Source organism: Bacillus sp. MM2020_4, from assembly GCF_011250555.1.
GTDB lineage: Bacteria > Bacillota > Bacilli > Bacillales > Cytobacillaceae > Neobacillus.
Genome location: NZ_JAANMZ010000033.1, coordinates 1 through 17,707 on the forward strand (window position 1 = coordinate 1; position 17,707 = coordinate 17,707).

General features: G+C 38.7%; 19 protein-coding genes, 1 pseudogene and 1 other annotated feature. Of the genes and pseudogenes, 10 read left to right on the plus strand and 10 right to left on the minus strand.

The features are described from left to right. The first annotated feature begins 154 nt into the window (after nt 1–154). The 4 genes and pseudogenes from G6554_RS17900 (at nt 155) to G6554_RS17910 (ending at nt 1,219) form a co-directional block, all read left to right on the plus strand. Nucleotides 155–337: an SE1832 family protein gene (locus tag G6554_RS17900; RefSeq protein WP_166244343.1), complete on the plus strand. Its 183-nt coding sequence runs from the start codon at nt 155–157 to the stop codon at nt 335–337. 65 nt (nt 338–402) lie between these two features. Beyond that, nucleotides 403–696, plus strand: coding sequence for an RNA polymerase alpha subunit C-terminal domain-containing protein (locus G6554_RS17905; RefSeq protein ID WP_166244345.1), 294 nt, complete (start codon nt 403–405; stop codon nt 694–696). Between the two features lie 19 nt (nt 697–715). Further along, nucleotides 716–805 (plus strand): annotated as a pseudogene (locus G6554_RS26365) (DUF6530 family protein); the annotation flags it as partial. Between the two features lie 54 nt (nt 806–859). Then, the gene (locus G6554_RS17910) at nt 860–1,219 is read left to right on the plus strand and encodes a GIY-YIG nuclease family protein (RefSeq protein WP_166244423.1); all 360 of its coding nucleotides are present in this window, start codon (nt 860–862) and stop codon (nt 1,217–1,219) included. A 52-nt stretch (nt 1,220–1,271) separates the two neighbouring features. On the opposite strand, the gene G6554_RS17915 is transcribed toward G6554_RS17910, so the two are convergent. Further along, nucleotides 1,272–2,519: a GGDEF domain-containing protein gene (locus G6554_RS17915; protein ID WP_166244347.1), complete on the minus strand. Its 1,248-nt coding sequence runs from the start codon at nt 2,517–2,519 to the stop codon at nt 1,272–1,274. A 215-nt stretch (nt 2,520–2,734) separates the two neighbouring features. Between G6554_RS17915 and yedE the strand changes: the two genes are divergently transcribed. Both yedE and G6554_RS17925 read left to right on the plus strand, forming a co-directional pair. Continuing rightward, nucleotides 2,735–3,964, plus strand: coding sequence for a selenium metabolism membrane protein YedE/FdhT (gene yedE, locus G6554_RS17920; protein WP_166244349.1), 1,230 nt, complete (start codon nt 2,735–2,737; stop codon nt 3,962–3,964). Nucleotides 3,965–4,033: 69 nt separating this feature from the next. Further along, on the plus strand, nt 4,034–4,213 hold the full coding sequence (locus G6554_RS17925; protein WP_308110987.1) for a sulfurtransferase TusA family protein: 180 nt from the start codon (nt 4,034–4,036) through the stop codon (nt 4,211–4,213). An 81-nt stretch (nt 4,214–4,294) separates the two neighbouring features. On the opposite strand, the gene G6554_RS17930 is transcribed toward G6554_RS17925, so the two are convergent. After that, nucleotides 4,295–4,459: a hypothetical protein gene (locus tag G6554_RS17930; protein WP_166244351.1), complete on the minus strand. Its 165-nt coding sequence runs from the start codon at nt 4,457–4,459 to the stop codon at nt 4,295–4,297. A gap of 409 nt (nt 4,460–4,868) precedes the next feature. Here G6554_RS17930 and G6554_RS17935 point away from each other — a divergent pair, with 409 nt between their 5' ends. Next, entirely contained in the window at nt 4,869–6,311 is a 1,443-nt protein-coding gene (locus tag G6554_RS17935; RefSeq protein WP_481747925.1) for a L,D-transpeptidase, read from the plus strand. 688 nt (nt 6,312–6,999) lie between these two features. Here the strand turns inward: G6554_RS17935 and G6554_RS17940 are convergent. Continuing rightward, the gene (locus tag G6554_RS17940) at nt 7,000–7,641 is read right to left on the minus strand and encodes an FMN-dependent NADH-azoreductase (RefSeq protein WP_166244355.1); all 642 of its coding nucleotides are present in this window, start codon (nt 7,639–7,641) and stop codon (nt 7,000–7,002) included. Nucleotides 7,642–7,726: 85 nt separating this feature from the next. Between G6554_RS17940 and G6554_RS17945 the strand changes: the two genes are divergently transcribed. Next, nucleotides 7,727–8,662 (plus strand): helix-turn-helix transcriptional regulator, encoded by a 936-nt coding sequence (locus G6554_RS17945; RefSeq protein WP_166244357.1) that lies wholly within the window; start codon nt 7,727–7,729, stop codon nt 8,660–8,662. A gap of 235 nt (nt 8,663–8,897) precedes the next feature. Here G6554_RS17945 and G6554_RS17950 read toward each other — a convergent pair whose 3' ends face one another. The 5 genes from G6554_RS17950 to G6554_RS17970 all read right to left on the minus strand — a co-directional run bounded on the left by G6554_RS17950 (nt 8,898) and on the right by G6554_RS17970 (nt 12,343). After that, on the minus strand, nt 8,898–9,536 hold the full coding sequence (locus G6554_RS17950) for a hypothetical protein (protein ID WP_166244360.1): 639 nt from the start codon (nt 9,534–9,536) through the stop codon (nt 8,898–8,900). Between the two features lie 27 nt (nt 9,537–9,563). Next, nucleotides 9,564–9,953 carry a hypothetical protein gene (locus G6554_RS17955; RefSeq protein WP_166244362.1) on the minus strand — a complete coding sequence of 130 codons (390 nt, stop codon included), beginning with the start codon at nt 9,951–9,953 and terminating at the stop codon, nt 9,564–9,566. 114 nt (nt 9,954–10,067) lie between these two features. After that, nucleotides 10,068–10,937: a cation diffusion facilitator family transporter gene (locus tag G6554_RS17960; protein ID WP_166244364.1), complete on the minus strand. Its 870-nt coding sequence runs from the start codon at nt 10,935–10,937 to the stop codon at nt 10,068–10,070. Between the two features lie 174 nt (nt 10,938–11,111). Continuing rightward, the gene (locus tag G6554_RS17965) at nt 11,112–11,522 is read right to left on the minus strand and encodes a MarR family transcriptional regulator (protein ID WP_166244366.1); all 411 of its coding nucleotides are present in this window, start codon (nt 11,520–11,522) and stop codon (nt 11,112–11,114) included. 86 nt (nt 11,523–11,608) lie between these two features. Next, complete coding sequence (locus G6554_RS17970) at nt 11,609–12,343, minus strand: SDR family NAD(P)-dependent oxidoreductase (protein ID WP_166244369.1); 735 nt, start codon at nt 12,341–12,343, stop codon at nt 11,609–11,611. A 287-nt stretch (nt 12,344–12,630) separates the two neighbouring features. Between G6554_RS17970 and G6554_RS17975 the strand changes: the two genes are divergently transcribed. Next, on the plus strand, nt 12,631–13,425 hold the full coding sequence (locus G6554_RS17975; protein ID WP_166244372.1) for a GNAT family N-acetyltransferase: 795 nt from the start codon (nt 12,631–12,633) through the stop codon (nt 13,423–13,425). Nucleotides 13,426–13,509: 84 nt separating this feature from the next. Here G6554_RS17975 and G6554_RS17980 read toward each other — a convergent pair whose 3' ends face one another. Further along, nucleotides 13,510–14,850 (minus strand): sodium-dependent transporter, encoded by a 1,341-nt coding sequence (locus G6554_RS17980; protein ID WP_166244374.1) that lies wholly within the window; start codon nt 14,848–14,850, stop codon nt 13,510–13,512. A gap of 58 nt (nt 14,851–14,908) precedes the next feature. Further along, nucleotides 14,909–15,129, minus strand: a binding site (T-box leader). A 232-nt stretch (nt 15,130–15,361) separates the two neighbouring features. Here G6554_RS17980 and G6554_RS17985 point away from each other — a divergent pair. Then, nucleotides 15,362–16,651, plus strand: a complete 1,290-nt coding sequence (locus G6554_RS17985) for an NCS2 family permease (RefSeq protein WP_166244425.1) — start codon at nt 15,362–15,364, stop codon at nt 16,649–16,651. Between the two features lie 44 nt (nt 16,652–16,695). Here the strand turns inward: G6554_RS17985 and add are convergent, their stop codons facing one another. Then, complete coding sequence (add, locus tag G6554_RS17990; protein WP_166244376.1) at nt 16,696–17,691, minus strand: adenosine deaminase; 996 nt, start codon at nt 17,689–17,691, stop codon at nt 16,696–16,698. Nucleotides 17,692–17,707: the final 16 nt, after the last annotated feature.

Sequence of the window (17,707 nt, forward strand, 5' to 3'; positions counted from 1 at the left end):
GGATTAATGATATTAATGATATTAATTATATTATTTCCTGAACCAATGTCAAGGAATTTTCAGAAATCTTTACTCATACATACAAAAAAGGGTTAAATAAAAATTGGTTTGGTATAATCATACTAACTTACATTAGAAACAAAGGATGGGGAACATGAATAAAAGAGAAATTGAATATAAAATCCGCGAATTAAAATTTGAATATGTCAGACTGCAGAATGACTTAGAAAAGTTGGAAAACGTCAAAGGGATTCTTTCTCCTTTAGAAAAACAATTAGCTGACATCGAGGCTGAACTCCATTCACTTAACGAAGCATTGCGAAGAGGAGATTTTTAGACCAGATCATTATCGTATCGGGGATCATTGGACTACGGAAAGAAAAGGAAAGGAGACCTATTAAAATGGCATCATCCGAAAGAACTTTAAGGACTTGCAACAAAGGACACAACTATTATAAAGGCAGTGATTGCCCAACTTGTCCAACGTGTGAGCAGGAACGGAAACCTGCTGATGGTTTTCTTTCAATACTCTCGGCCCCCGCAAGACGAGCATTAGAAAACAATGGGATTACTTCTTTACAGGTACTATCTACATATAGCGAAAAAGAGATTTTGCACTTTCATGGTATGGGGCGTGCTTCTTTACCTAAACTTAGGGATGCTTTGAAGGAAAATGGATTATCATTTAAAAACTAAAAGATAACAAATACCACCAGTGGTCCGTTTATCAGGTGATGCCATGACAGTGGTCGTATGTACGGACAATGAAAAAATGGATGAGGATATCAAATTATTCTGCAAAAATTTTAAAAGACATAGGGTATTAAATATCCTTTATGAACTCGAGGGGAGAGGTATCATGGATAAGAACAGGCGTAAGGAACTAAAAGAGGAATACAAACAGGTGAAAACCTACATGGGAGTGTACCAAATCACCAACAAAACCAACGGGAAAATTTATATTGATAGCTGCCCTAACTTAAAAAATAAGTGGCTTACTCTACAGGCACAGCTCGAAATGGGTATGTTCGCCAATTTTCAAGTTCAAAAGGATTGGAAGGAACTTGGGAAAGATGCATTTGATTTTGAGGTGCTAGAAAAGAAAGATGCAAGCGATGTTAACGATCCACGCTGGGAAGTTAAGCAACTTAAAAAGCCGTGGCTGGAGAAATTACAGCCATTTGGGGATCGAGGATATAACAAGCCAGCAAGGGATTAAAATACCGTAATTTCATGGCGAACAGTGCTAGTCACTATTCGCCATTTCCAAACTAACTTATACTATTGAATTGTTCTTCAAAATACTCCACACGATTCCGTCCCCGGGATTTAGATTTGTATAGGGCATGATCTGCGTTCTCAAGTAACTGTCCCACTTCTGCTTCATTGTGAACATACCCCGAAGCAATGCCGATACTGACGGAAATTTGGTTGGCAACCGGAGAATATTCGTGAGGAACCTGCCTTTTCCAAACAGCCTCCCTGATTGCTTCTGCCACCTGATACATTTCTGGAAATTCAAGATCAAATGCAGCAATCACAAATTCCTCCCCGCCAAAACGAGCAGTAAAACTAGTAGTAGCGTCGATACAGGTTTGGATTGTTTGAGCAACGATTGTGATTACTTTATCACCTTCAAGATGTCCATAATTATCATTGAATAATTTAAAGGCATCAATATCCAGCATCATCAAGGATAGATTTTGCTTTGTATTGGAGTGGCCCAGCCTTTCACGAATAAATTGCTGAAACCCTCTCCGATTTGGAATTTTCGTTAATTCATCAATGATTGTCAATTGCCTAAGTTGGTGATTAACTTTTGCCAATTCCTTATTCATTTTTTCATTTTCTGCTATTTTAGCCGCAAGATTATTATTCGTCTCTGTTAATAGCAATTTATGATAAAAAGTGGTTGAAACACTGATATATAACATTCTTGAAGCCAACCAACAAAAAAATAAAAAGACAGTGAGATTAATATAATGCCCCATGACAATCACATTTGAAGGTTGAAAAATAGGTAAACCGATAAATATCACAGCGATTGGTAATATATACAAAAACAAAATGGTTCGATTGGAAGCGTGAAATAGAATCGATACACACATAAAGTTAACCGCAAAAGCCATCACATGCCCATAATCTTTTTGGTCAACAAGTGTGACAACCGCTCCCCAAACCAAAAAGAAATTCACAAATCCTAATAGTCCGAAACGAAATCTTTCATATTGTCTCTTTGTACACTCTGGCCTTTTTTCAAACCAACGCATATAGAGAAGCATTGTTATACTCATAATGAGCAAAATGAAATATAACACTAAATAGGTATTGATCTCAAAGTGACCGTTATCCACTACCGATGAAGATACATTCATCATAATCAAAATAACTTCAAATAGAATAACAATTTTCGCAAAAAGCTTACAGCGTTGAAGATTTTCTTTAAATAAATGCTTTTCCAGTAATTTTTTTTTTTCAAGAGAAACTGGGGGGATACTAAAGGGAAAATTCATTCTCATTCTCATCATAATCCTCATGTTTATATGTTTATTTTTCATTATACAAGATGAAATGCAAGGGGAACCAGTTTTTCGATTTGTTTCGTTCCTCGCGTTTTTTTCTTTATTTATTTGTTCACACTTTACCGTCAAAATACTATTGATGTTCATCTGAAAATTAATTAAAATTATTTATTGTGCATATAAAGTTTTTTTATGAGGAGTTGAGAATTTCGTTGAATTTATATCGGAAAATCTTTAAAGAATATTGGAATCCCTACATAGCCGTTAGTATTGCCGGTTTGGTTAGTGCTTTGTATTTCGGGATTACCGGGACTGTCTGGGCCGTAACAGGGGAATTCACTAGATTAGGAGCCCATATTTTGGGCTGGTTTGGTATAAATGTATCAGATTGGGCTTATTTTCAATTAGTTGGCTTCCAAGGGACACCACTAAGCCGTACAGACGGATGGATTGTCATTGGAATGCTCATTGGTGCACTTATTACAATTTTACTCAGTAACAGCTTTAAAATCCGCGTTCCGAAGCAAAAGCGCCGCTTAGTTCAAGGGTTTATTGGCGGTATTATCGCAGGGTTTGGAGCACGCCTAGCACTTGGTTGTAACTTAGCCGCCTTTTTCACTGGTGTTCCCCAGTTTTCTTTCCATTCATGGATATTTATGCTCGCAACAGCAATCGGGACCTACTTTGGTGTGAAGGTAGTAAATACGAAATGGTGGCGCGGAAAGCCCAACATACAAATGGGTGCAATTAACCCCATTGCGGCAGCGAAAACTCAAAAGTCAAACATTCAACCGAAGTTAGGACTACTTCTATTTATTCTCTATTGCGGTGTGATCGTTTACTTTTTCGTTGTCGGTAAAAATCTATTAGCTGTCGCTTCGATTGCGGGTGCACTATTTGGCATTCTAATTGAGCGCGGACAGATTTGTTTCACCTCAGCCTTCCGCGATTTATGGATTAGCGGACGTGCGGTTATGTCGAAAGCAATCGCAGTTGGTATGATGATTAGTGTAGTCATTACCTTTTTCTATATTCAAAACGGTGCTGTTGCCCTTATTAAAGTGGCTGCCCCAAGCACTGTTATTGGCGGACTACTATTCGGCTTCGGCATTGTTCTCGCTGGCGGCTGTGAAACAGGTATGATGTACCGCGCGATGGAAGGTCAGTTGTTATTCTGGGTAGTAGGAGCAGGAAATATCATTGGTGCCACTATTTTAGCATACGGCTGGGACCACCTCGGAATTTATAATGCCCTTACGGCCAATTGGACTAAGGTAAATTTAATCGAATTATGGGGACCTGCCGGAGCCTTAATTGGTACACTTACGATGCTGGTTATCTGGTTTATCCTTTCAAACTGGTGGGAAAAACGATTCCGCTATGGAACTGGGATTAAGCAGCAAAAAGCAGCAAAGGTTACTCATCAAACAAAGGAGGCATAAAAATTGTCACAAGTAATGGACGTTAATTACACTTTAGATATTCGCGGTGAGCCATGACCATATCCTGTCATTTATGCGCTGGATGCGCTAAAAAATATGAAGGTTGGGGAAACTTTGCTAGTCATCGCCGATTGTCCACAATCATTTAGAAGTGTCCCAGAAGAAGTAGTCAAGCATGGTTACCAGCTTATCGCTGAACCGACAAAGGTCAACCAGGATATCTACTTCTATATTAAAGTAACAAAGTAATCAAAACTGTGCCTGCTTCCCATCAACGCCTACCACAAAGTGGGAGCAGGCATTAAAAAGCTTAGGAATCAAATCCTAAGCTCACTCAAAGCATTGTTTAATAATACTCTCGATTTGATCCGCTGTTATTCCATCGACTGCCTGGGCTTCCAATTGTTCAAACTTTTCAAGAGCTTCAGCAAGATGATCTCTTTCTTCTTCCTTCATATTATCGCCCATTTTAGATATTTTGTTATTTTGTGACAATCATACTCTTCCCTATCTTTCAACAAAATATTTAGTAAATGGTTCTTGCCTCCCCCTAAAATTTCAATTATTAATGGTTTATTCATAATTTGTTCATCTTTAGGGGTTAAGATAGATTCATGAAACGGACATGAACTTTTCATAGCCTTTCAACCCCCTTTTAATATATACTTTTTAATCCGGCATATGGCCGGATTTTTTTTTGCCCTCATACTCCACACAAAAGCCGAACAAAATATTAAATTTCATGCAATTACAAATAGTGACAAATTCCACACCAACCAATCTAGTAGTATAATAGTAATAACTTAAGAGTAAGGTAAATCAATCAAAAGTCATTGACGAAAATCCACCAGTTTAAAGTTGGAAAGATGGATAACTGAGTTACCAGGTAGCGGAGGGAATGTTTATGAGTACGGTAAACGAAACTGTTGTAGAAATGGATACTAGGCGGGCTAACCGATTTAAACGGCTTGGAAACCGTAATATGATTATCATTGGAAGTATCATTATTATTGCACTTATCTTTGCAGGTATTTCCTATTATCAGCTAACCCGTTTCAATTCGCAGATTACGATTAATGATACAAAAGTCGGCGGGCTAACGGCTGATCAAGTGATCCATAAATTAAAAACAGCAAAATTACAAAACAGAGTATATATTGGAAGTCAGCAAATTTTAGATGAAAAAGATACACAGATGCTTTTTACGGATCATGACTTGCCTGAAGTGAAAAAATTATTGAAAAGCCAGTGGACCCTTTTTCCTTCCTCAAAGGCAAAAGAGTATTCGTTGTTACCCAAAAATGCAGATCAGTTTCGAAGTGAAACGATGAAAAAGCAAGTAGAAGAAAAGCTGCTTACCATGAATCAAAGCTTAAAGGCCCCCGTAGATGCAGCGGCGAAATTGGAACAGGGTAAAATTGTCATCTCCGATGGTGTGAATGGTGAACAGTATGATATTGCTACTCTATTAAAGGAGTATACAAGACAGAAATACACGAGTGATATCCATTTAAAACCGGTATTCTTACAGCCCATTGCAGCGGACAGCCCGATTATCAAGGAAGAGGAGAAAATACTGCAGGACCTACTCGGCCGTAAAGTTGATTATAAGGTGCAAGACAAAGTGCATACGTTAAACGCCAGTGAATTAATTAAAAACGCCTCGGTGTCAAAAGATAAGCAGATTTCCATCACCCTAACTGACATTAAGAGCAAAATAGATGAAATTAATCGTTCTCAATCCACCTTAAATAAAGATTTCTCTTTTACCACCCATTCGGGTTCTGTCATTTCGGTAAAGGGGCAAGGCTATGGCTGGGCATTAGATAGTGAGAAAGAAACAGCACGGATTCAGGAAGCTTTTGAAAAAGGAGAGCATGCGCTTCCCGCTTCAAATATTTACGGTAAAGGCTGGAGTAATGAAGGAATCGGCTATGAAACAACTGCGAATAACGGCATAGGCGACACATATGCTGAAGTGTCGATTGCGGAACAGCGGATCTGGATTTATAAAAACGGGCAATTAGTCCTCACAACCAATGTGGTGACAGGGAAGCACAGCACCCGTGAAGATACTTCACCTGGCGTGTGGTATATCCTTTATAAACGACCACAGTATACACTTAGGGGAAGCGCAGTGGGGAAAGCCGATTATGCCGTTAAGGTTAATTATTGGGCTCCGTTCACAAACAGCGGTCAAGGGTTCCACGATGCCAGCTGGCGGTCAAACTGGGGAAGTAACGCCTATCTGACGGCGGGTTCAGGGGGCTGTGTCAACACGCCTCCAAGTGTGATGAAAGCCGTGTATGATAATCTCAGTACATACGAGCCGGTTGTCATTTATTAAGAAAGACGGGTCTTGTACTTCCTACTATGGGAAAGTGCATAAACCCGTCTCTTTTTATTCGCAAAAGACTTAACTACCTATACTAACGAGTTCTCTTTTGAAGTGGAAAATCAGGTTAAATAACTTACGAAATAGTATGGTAATTCGCAAAGTGATTCGTCAATAGATAGGTATGCGAATTCATTATCGGAGAATTTCTGTCTATTGTAAATTTTGAGGCATAATAAGCAGATATAAGCGGAGATATTCCGATTAACACTTGTTAATAAGGGAAAAACCAAGGATTTGGATAATATAAGCGGAAAAACTCCCCTTATTTCGAAGGAAATATATGTATTTCCCAAATCAAACGGAATTTTTCCGTTTATTTCAATCACAAGGGTATCAGGTGATCATTCACATCTATTTTAGCCAATCCATTATCAGATAGAGAATATCTATTCGCAAGTTGTTATTTACTATGCGATTTATCGTGCGGTTTTATATACTAATTTGCCCAAAACATTGATATAGCAATAAAAAACAGGATGCTAAATTCGTCGCGATTTAGCATCCTATTTGCGTTACGATTTGCGGTTTTTCACCCTAAAGGAGAACCAGTTACGCCCTACGATACCAGCTATCAATGGGTGGTAAAGCTTCAAAGGCAAAGGACTTCCTCCAGATAATGCAGATACAACAATGGCGATTATTTTTTGTAAAAATGTCTAAAAGCTTTTTCAAGATTTATATTCGCACGCTCCCACACCTTATCAGCAGACAAGATATCAGTTCCTTGAGCGCGAACCAAATCAAACTGGCTAAAACCCATGACATTAGTAAACATCTCTTTTAGATAATTTGGGGCAAAATCTAATGCAGTATAACGGTCGTTATTTGTATAGATACCACCTGAAGCTTGCAGTAGAAGCAATCGATAGTCATCAGTCATCAGTCCCACAGAGCCAGATTCTGTGTATTTAAACGTTTCACGAGCGATGAGGATGTTATCCATGTAGTCTTTTAGTCGAGATGTAATGTTAAAGTTATGCAGCGGCGTTGAAATGACGATACGATGATAGTCCTTGAATTGTGTCAATAATGCAGCAGATTGTTTGGCAATCACTGCTTCAGTTGGATTTAGTGCTATGTCAGACTGTTGTTTATTCCAAATAGCAAGTAATCCATCTGCTTCAATTCTTGGAATATCCAAATCATAAAGATTAATGATTGTCAGTACATTGTCTGGGAATTCATTCTTATACTTATCAATAAATTTATCTTGCAATTGAACAGAAAAGTGATTGTGGTTTGTAAAATCAGGATGGGCGTTAATAAGTAAAGTTTTCATATTAAATCTCCTTTGTTTTTGATAAACTAAGTATACTGTTAAAAGGTGACAATATAAGACACCATTAAACAAAGGCGGAGAAAAAATGAAAAAAGCGGAACGACTCAATCAAGAACTTATTTTTTTGAGCAATAAACACGAGTTTCAATTAAAAGACTTGATGAAAGAGTTTCATATTTCTAAAAGAACGGCACTAAGAGATATTGAAGAATTGGCTAGGATGGGGTTGCCTTATTATACAGAGAGCGGTAGATATGGAGGTTATAAATTAATTAACCAAACCTTGCTACCTCCAGTTTATTTCAACAATGATGAGATTCGAGCTATTTTTTTCGCATTGAATGCCTTAAACCTTCTCTCAAGCACACCGTTTGAAAAATCATATACACATATCCGACAGAAATTATTCGCTACTTTACCTAAGAGTCAGCAAGATTATCTTGAAAGGATGCTTGAGGTGGTTCGGTATTATGGTGTTGCTCCAATTAATCCGCCAGAATATCTTGCACTTATCTTAACTGCTATTATGCAAGAAAAAATTGTTCGAATGATATATTCTCAATATGAAACAATCAAAATTGATCTTCAGGTCTATGAATTGTTTTATCGCAATGGCATTTGGTTTTGTAGTGCTTATGAAGTAAAGCAAGGAATATGGGGAACATATCGCTGTGATTATATGTCTGAGTGCGAAATTCTTGAAGAAATGGAACATACCTACTCACATAAAGAACTGAAGAAATTTCAAGAGGATCACGAAAGGAATTACCATAACATCCCTTTTCGTGCTCGATTAACTTCGTTTGGAAAGGAGCTATTTTTAAAGCATCATTATCCAAATATGATGCTAGAAGAGAAAGAGGGTATCTCTTATCTGACTGGTGGCTATAATGAAACTGAACTCAATTATATGACGCATTATCTTTGTTCATATGGAAAACATGTAAAGATTGAATTTCCAGAACAGCTCAAGGAAAGTTATCTCCAACAACTTGAAGAAATAAAGTCACAATATCTGTAATCAGTTTCTATCAATGTGCAATGACGATAATGGTTTTTCTATAATTAAACACGGGGACGGATCTACTGTATCATAATAATGAAACAAGAGATCCGTCCCCGTGTTTTTTTAATGTATTGAGGAGGGCAATACTAGTGAGCAGATATTTTATGCAAAAAAACCTCATTTACTTATGATATGGTTCACCGTCTCACAGCCCAATTCGCCGGTTTACAACTTCGCCCCTAAAAAAAATTTAAACCGGAATATTTAACTCCAGTTTCCCTTCATGGTTAGTCATTTCAACCACCTTATCTGAGAACAAATAAGGAGTATCGAAGCGATCCTGCTTTTTGATATCTATATAGTGGTTATTGGCAGTCAGGACTGGGAATACAGCGTTCGTTTTCTTAAAAAGATTTTGAGTAACCTCTATTTCGGCCATCAGGATCATCTGTTTACTAGAAATGGCAAAAAAGAGCTTTCCAATTTCCCTATCACCATCAATAATGGGGATCTGCTGGAGGATGGAAATAAGGCATGTGATAAGATCATTCATTTTTTCGTTTGTCAGACCGGTCAACTGCCAGTCCTCCAAAGCTTTGTTTATGCCGTTTTTCATTTCCTTAAATGAAAATACATCTTCAATCCGAAGGGCTGAGTTTGTCTTTCCGAGGTTTGAAAACTTTTTCCTCGTCTCAAAAAGATGGTCCTTGATATACCCTTGATACAGTTCCCGCTGCGCAACAAAATCAGCCAGCTCATTGATGCAGTGAATCTCTTTATTCCGATGACGGATTAATAGCAAAAAGGCATAGATATCCTTCTCATCAAACGTATTATTCATTAACTTATGATAGTAATAATTTAATAATGATTGCTCTTTTGTATCCATTTGTTTGCTCCTAGAAGTAATAGATTCCTATTGATCATTTTTCCCCTGCTGTGCCGATAATTCCTTTATCTTCACAATCCAATCCTTGAAACTTCCAAATTCACTTGAATCAAATCCAAAGAGTGATTTTATTTTTTGAACAGATTCGCTTTCTTGTTCAGCAAAAACCCCGTCCGAATAGATTAGTTGAAAGAGTTCAGCTAAGACAATATTTTTGGATCGTTCCGTTTTAAATATCTCAAGAATATCTTCCATGGCAAGATTCTTTATTTTATATTTTTCAAGGCCCATTTCCTTTTTATATTTGGTAAGGAAAGAATTTTCATATATCGACAAATTCCCATCAATGACGGCAATGAGTTGTGCCAGTTCAAGAAAGGCCTCCCTCTCCTCTTTGTGAAGTTCTGCTAAAAACATTACACACTCTCCTTTAAATCTTGGTCCTATTTATACGGATAAAGACAGAAATAGTTTCAATGCTAGTTGAGCGAGAGCTGTTTTTGAAAAGTGCTAAATAGTCCATTAGGAAAATTAAATTGGCTCTACATGTACATGAACATCGTAGACTCCATAATCTTTCATCATGACTTTTTCAACATGTGTAGCGATATCATGGGCAGCGCGAATATCTATGGTCGATTGAACGAGGATCACAACATCAATGACCTCATTACTACCATAGTTTCTTCCTTTAATATCTTTTATTCCTTTCACACCGTCTACTTTTGTAATGACTTCTTGATATAGATGAATTTTATCTTCATCGAATCCGTCTGAAAGATCATGAGACGTGTCTTTAAAGATATCCCAAGCTGTTTTACAAATTACTAATCCTACAAGCATAGCTGTAACAGTGTCCATCCAAGGCATATTTAATTGGGCACCAAATATACCAGCTGCCGTTCCTATACTGACCCACGCGTCAGAAATATTGTCTTTAGCGGCAGCCAGCACTGATTTACTCTTAATTTTAGCAGCTAGTTTTTTATTATAGCGATAAACAAAATACATGACGATGGCTGAAAAAAGCCCTGTATAGGCAGCCAGCATGTCCGGGGACTCTTTTCCGCCGTGGAATATAGAGGCAAATCCATCCTCAAATACCTGTATACCGACGGCCAACATAATAAAGGAGGCGACCATGGAGGCAATCGTTTCACTTTTCCAATGACCATATCCATGATCACCATCGGGGGGTCTTCGGGAAAGCTTGAGTCCAACAAATACCGCAAAAGAAGCAATGATGTCGGTGGTATTGTTTAATCCATCTGCTTTTAATGCAGCAGAATCACTTATATATCCAATTGCTAGTTTTATAATGGAAAGACATATGTAGGCAAGCATACTTATGATTGCTCCACGTTCACCAAGCTTAAGATTTTGATATTTTTCAGTATCCATCCTTCTTGCCTCCCACCACTCTACATCCCTATGATACCAACACAAATATAAGTGGGTCTAGCGCAACCTTATTGCATCGTTAAATAAAAGTAGACTAGCAATTATAATGTTTCATACGGGAAAGATTTCTTGTAATGGTGGAAATAGTAGAAATGGTGCCTGTCACCATTTACCCTATATTAACTTTGTATAGATATTTAAGAGCTGCTGTTGTTCTTCGACTGATAATTTTTCAAACAGTTGTTTTCGGAGCATTTTTCCTTCTTCTTGCGCTTTCGTTAAAATCTTAAGCCCTTTATCCCTGATTTCTAAGTAAAGAATCCGTTTATCTACTTCATCTGTCACGCGAACAGCAAGATCCTTTTGGATTAACTTTTCGCTTAAATGTGTAATCGAGGGCGGGGCTATACCTAAGGCTTTCGCAATATCTGATGGCCTGCTTTTTCCATAATTCTTCAAGTGACTTAAAACTAAGACATGCGAGATGCCAATATTTTCATTGAACATTTTATTCCATTCGATAATCAAGCGATTGTTCACCTTGTCCATCATATGGATGAGTTCAAAGATAGATGGATTTTCCACGATACCCCTGCTTTCAAAAAAGTTTACCCTTCTAACTATATAGGAAAGGTCCCTTTTTTGAAAAGGGACCTCTTTCTAAATTTCAATTATTGTGCGGAATAGCCGCCATCAATGACCAGTTCAGCTCCAGCGATATAGGCGGATTCATCACTTGCCAAGAAAAGTGCAGCATTCGCAACATCTTCCGGTTTTCCAAGTCGTTGCAATGGTGTCATGGCAACTAAGTGTTTCATGATTTCCTTCGATGATTCTAGGACTTTCGTCATCGGAGTCTCAATCGTTCCAGGGAAGAGGGTATTGACACGGATTCCGAAACGGCCATATTGGGTTGCTGCCGCCTTTGAAATCGCACGAACCGCGCCCTTTGACGCTGAATAATGATTAAAACCCATCCCGATTTGTGCGGTATAAGACGAGATGTTTACAATCGATCCCTTTTGTTGTTCCTTCATATATGGAACCACATGCTTCATACCAAGAAATGGCCCAAATCCATTGATCGTCAACATTTTCTGCCAATCATCAAGGCCGATTTCCTCCACTGGCTTTTCAGAGGAAATCCCGGCATTGTTAACGAGAATATCAATTCCTCCAAAACGTTCTTTGACTTCCTTTAACAGTTGCATCCAATCCTCTTCGGAGGCAACATTCAGTTTCATACCATACACATTTTCTTTCTGACTTGCTTTCTCTAGCGCGGCTTCATTAATATCAGCTGCAATAACAATTGCTCCCTCTTTACTAAACAGGTCTACCATGCTTTCTCCGATTCCAGATGCTCCGCCAGTAATAATCGCTACTTTATTTAATAATCGTTCCATATGGTTCCAGCTCCTTTATTTAACCTTCAAGTCTATTAATGAAGATTCCCTTAATTATTTCTATTTACACCATGCGAAAAGTATTTAGACATCTAAGTAAATGATAACCACTGACCCTAAGTATGTCAAGAAAAGCAACCTACTAATTTACCTCCCATTTCCACTACCTTAAAGGTAGTAATAGTGCCTGACACCATTACTACTGCCTTTGTGTTACTTTCTGGAAATGGAACTTGAAATTTTTTAATTGTGTGTATATTCTATTTAATAGCAAGGGGGAATGTACTGTGATTAGAAGGCTTACAAAGCAAGATCATGATCAGGTTCTCGCTTTTTTAAGTGAGGAGCCGTCTATTAATCTATTTATTATTGGGGATTTAGAAGTATTTGGGTACTCTTCGGAATTCCAGGAAATTTGGGCTGAGTTTGATGAACTGAACAACACAATTAAGGCCGTTCTTCTAAGATTTCATCAATCCTTTATTCCATATGGTAAAGGAGAATTTGATTTGGAGGGCTTTGTTTCAATTATGAAACAGTACAAAAAGCCGGTTTTATTATCGGGAAAGTCTGATATAGTGGAGAAATTCGAGGCCTTCGATGACCTACAGCTTGGTAAGAAACAGGTGACATTCTTTGCAGAATGTCTGACGGATGAATTTCTTAGTACCATGGATGAGTCCACCACGATTAAAAAGGCTACGATCAAGGATGTCGATCAAATCATTGAACTTCGCGAATCGATTGAAGAATTTCCTATTAGAAGTGATGCACGGGATATTTTAGTTCAATCAATGGAATCCCATACAGCAAGAACCTATTTTACTGTTGATCACAATGTCATGACTTCATGTGTTTCAACAACAGCGGAAACTTCCTTGTCCGCTATGATCGTCGGTGTCTGCACTCGTAAGGAGTATCGCCGTCAAGGCTTGGCAACAGCAATCATGCAAAACCTATTTCAGGATGTCCTAGACGAAGGCAAAACTCTCTGCCTCTTTTACGATAACCCTGAAGCAGGCCGCATCTATAAGCGACTTGGTTTTAAGGATATCGGAAGCTGGACCATGTACCGCGGGTAAGGGTAAGAAAATACTAGACAGGCACCATTAATGGTGCCTGTCACCCTTTCTACCACCATCGTATTATTAATGGTGCCTGTCACCTTATCCTCTAATAACATGGTAGCAAACAAACAAAATAGCGATGGGTGCTACATAGCGAATGAGGAAGAACCAGGCTTGAAACATACCGAAGGGTACTCCTCCTCCTAATGCTAATTCTTCATATAGTGCAGATTTTTTAATTTTTAGCGGCACAAATATCGAGATCAACAGTGCGCCGATCGGCATTAATACATTACTAACTAGATAATCTGCTGCATCAAAGATCGTCTTGCCAAACACTTGAACATCACTTAAAACACCATAGGATAGTGCGGAAGGGATCCCAAAAATGAAGATGGCAAGCCCAATGATCCACGACCACTTTGCCCTTTTCTTATTCTCACCCTTTGCGATAACTGAAACAATAATTTCCAGCATGGAAAAGGCCGATGTTAGAGCTGCAAATAAGAATAAAACGAGGAAAGCAACAAAAAAGACCATTCCAAACGGCATTTGATTAAACACATTTGGTAATACGTTAAAAAGTAAAACAGGCCCGGCATCAGGCTTTAATCCAAATGAAAACACGGCTGGGAAAATCGCAAGACCTGATAAAACAATGATAAAAATGTTCATTCCAACAATCGAAAAAGCAGAACGAAAGAGACTCTCCTCCTTCGATAAATAGGAGCTATACGTCACCATCACCGAGACACCGACACTCAAGGCGAAAAATGATTGGCCTAAGGCAAAAAGGATGGTTTCCGGTGTGATTTGCCTGAAGTCCGGCTTAAATAAAAAGGTAACACCCTCCATCGCACCGTCTAGTGACAAGGAGCGGATAATTAGGACAATAAAAAGGATAAAAAGAACGGGCATCATGATCTGACTCGCTTTTTCAATTCCTTTTTGAACACCCTTTGCCACGACGACAATCGTAAGGAGCATAAAGATCAACTGCACCCCGACGCTAGTCATTGGCTTTGAAATCGTTTCACCGAACAACTGTGCATATCCCGTCTGATCGAGCCCATTCAACTGACCGGAAACAGCTTTCCATATATAACTAATAATCCACCCGCCGATGACACTATAAAATGAAAGCAAAATAAAACAGGTGACAATTCCTAAATACCCAATCCAATGCCACTTGGAATGCGGCGCAAGTTCTTTATACGCTTCTATGGCGTTCCTCTGTGTTTTCCTTCCTACTACGAATTCAGCTATCAGCAAGGGCAAGCCCAAAAATAAAGTAAATAGAATAAAGATAAAAAAGAATGCCCCTCCACCGCTTACTCCGGCAATATAAGGAAACTTCCATATCGCCCCCAGTCCAATGGCGGAACCGCCTGCTGCTAAAATAAACCCAATCTTAGATGACCATTGCTCCGTATTTTTCAACTCATTCCCTCTTTTCTTAACATTCTTAAAAAAACAAAAAAGCCGTCCTACGTCTAAACGTAGGGACGACTATATCGCGGTACCACCCTAATTGAGAATTGGCTACCCCATTCTCCACTTTGCTGTCCGTATCGAGGACAAACCGTCTTTCCCTTCCACTGGTCGAAAAAGATACTCCAGGCATGAATTTCATCTTTCTATTTGATACTAGTTTTCACCGGCCACTAGCTCTCTAAAACAGGGATAAAAAGACTACTAAAAACCTATCAACGCATGTTCTTAATAATTTGTAATAATTAGAATAACGTAAATCAGTAAAAATGTATACACATTTTTTCACGGATGGTACTCTTCTTTCCGAATCACATGACAAAATGATTCCGATCTCCCTGCGATTTCCTATCCTTCCTTGACCCGTTTCTGTGATATAATGATTTCCGGCATAAGTTGAATCGAAACATTAGCTTAATGCGGGTGGGAGAGGGATACACGAAAGTGTGTGATTACAAATATGAGGGGAGTTTTCAAACTTAAACAGCACGGAACAAGCATAAAAAAGGAGGTTATCGCAGGGTTTACATCATTTTTTTCCATTATCTATATTATTGCCGTAAATGCCAATATTCTTCAAGATGCAGGGATACCGCTTGAGGCCGGAATAATCGCAACCGTTCTAGCGTCACTAATTGGCTGTTTGTTGGTTGCGTTTATCGCAAACGCACCTTTAATTCTCGTTCCAGGAATGGGGATTAATGCTTTATTCACCTACACGATTGTCGGTTCGATGGGGCTGAATTATACGGAAGCTTTAGCAGCCGTTATCGTATCAGGGATTCTCTTTGTGATTGTCGCCTTTACAAAATTATCAGGTATTTTAGCAAACGCGATTCCATCATCATTAAAAGAATCGATTTCGGTCGGAATAGGCTTATTTATTGCCTTCATTGGCCTGCAAAAGAGTGGCATTATTGTCGAGAATCCAACAAACTTTGTAGCGCTTGGAAATTTGTCTTCACCAATTGTTCTGGCGTCGATTATTAATTTAATCCTCACTTTATTCCTATTTTTGAAGAAAGTACCGGGGAATTTCTTAATCAGCATCATCGCGGGTACGATTATATCCTACTTCTTTGGGATTGTTCATTTTTCAGGAATGGATACAAGCTTTATCTCCTTCGCGGACTACAAGGATGTGTTTATGAGTTCTGATTTTGGAAAAATGGCGACTATTCCCTTTTGGGCAGCGGCCTTTTCACTGGTTTTAGTCCTCGTTTTTGAAAATATCGGTCTGCTTCATTCCCAAGTAAACGGAATGCTGCAAGCACCTGAAAAAAACGGAAAGTCGCTAAAAGCTGTCTCCATTTCCACCATTGTTTGTGGGTTTTTTGGCACAAGTCCAGCTGTTTCAACGGTTGAAACAGCAGCAGGTATTACGGCGGGTGGAAGAACAGGTTTAACTTCTGTTGTAACAGGTATATTGATGCTAGCATCTCTTTTCTTTATGCCTTTTATTAAATTAGTACCGAATACAGCAATCGCCCCTATTCTTATTATTATTGGTGGGTTAATGCTGACAAATATAACGAATATCGACTTTACGGATTTTACCGAAGCGTTTCCGGCTTTTCTCGTGATCATCATGATTCCATTAACCTATAGCATTGTCGATGGAATAGCCTTCGGATTCATCGCTTACCCGCTAGTCAAGCTATTTACAAATAAACAAAAACAACTTACCGTTTCCATGTTTATCATATCCATATTATTCTTAACCAACTTCCTGCTGCACTCAGTCGGATAGGTAAAAAAAGGAAAATGGTGTCAGGCACCATTTTCCTTTTTTTGTTATTTTAAATAAGTTTTCAATTTTTCTTTTGTTTCCGGATCTGCAAAGCTTGCTTCTACGCTATTTAGGTAGATTTGTCGGTAATCCTCTCCATCTAGGTGAAATTCCCGGAAGATTATATTGCACTCATTTTCCATCGTTGTATTAGATACCGTCCGGTTATCCGTATTAATGGTTACCTTTATTCCATCCTTGTGAAAGTCATTTATCGGATGCTCAGAATAGCGATTGACTGCCTTGGTTTGTACGTTACTTGTTGGGCACATTTCGAGGGTAACATTTTTTGCCTTAACAAGGTTATAAGCCTCTTCACAGTCTTTAATAAAAACACCATGGCCAATTCTTTCCGCACCAAGAAGCTCAACTGCTTCCAAAACATTTTCGCCAATTCCTGTTTCACCCGCGTGGATGGTTACTCTGTATCCATACTCTCTTGCTAACGCAATTGGTTCGACAAACCTTCTGCTAAACCCTGCTTCCTCAGATGCACATAAGTCGATGGCAGCCACACCTTTTCCAAGGAATTTCTTCCCCTTTTCGACAACCTCAAAGGCACTCTCTGCCGACATCGTCCTCATACATGACAAAATTACGTTTCCTTTGATCTCATATCGATGTTCAGCATCCTTCATGCCATCTATTACACTTTGAATAATTTCTTCCACATCTAGACCCTTCGCGGTGTGCAGCAACGGGGCAAATCTTACTTCCATATATTTCACATTTTCCAGTGCCGCATCCTCAAAGAGTTCAAACGTTATTCGTCTTAGATTCTCTTTTGACTGCATAACCAGATTGGGAATCGTAAATCTTTCTAAATACTCATCCAGCGATTCACATTCTAGCGGCGCAATAAGCTCTTTTTGAAGCACATCTAAATCTAAGGAAGGTAACTTAATTCCCTCTCTCTTCGCGATATCAAGGATTGTATTCGGTCTTAGACTGCCATCTAAATGGCAGTGAAGTTCAATTTTAGGTAATGTTGCTATATTCATGGGTCGTAACCTCCAA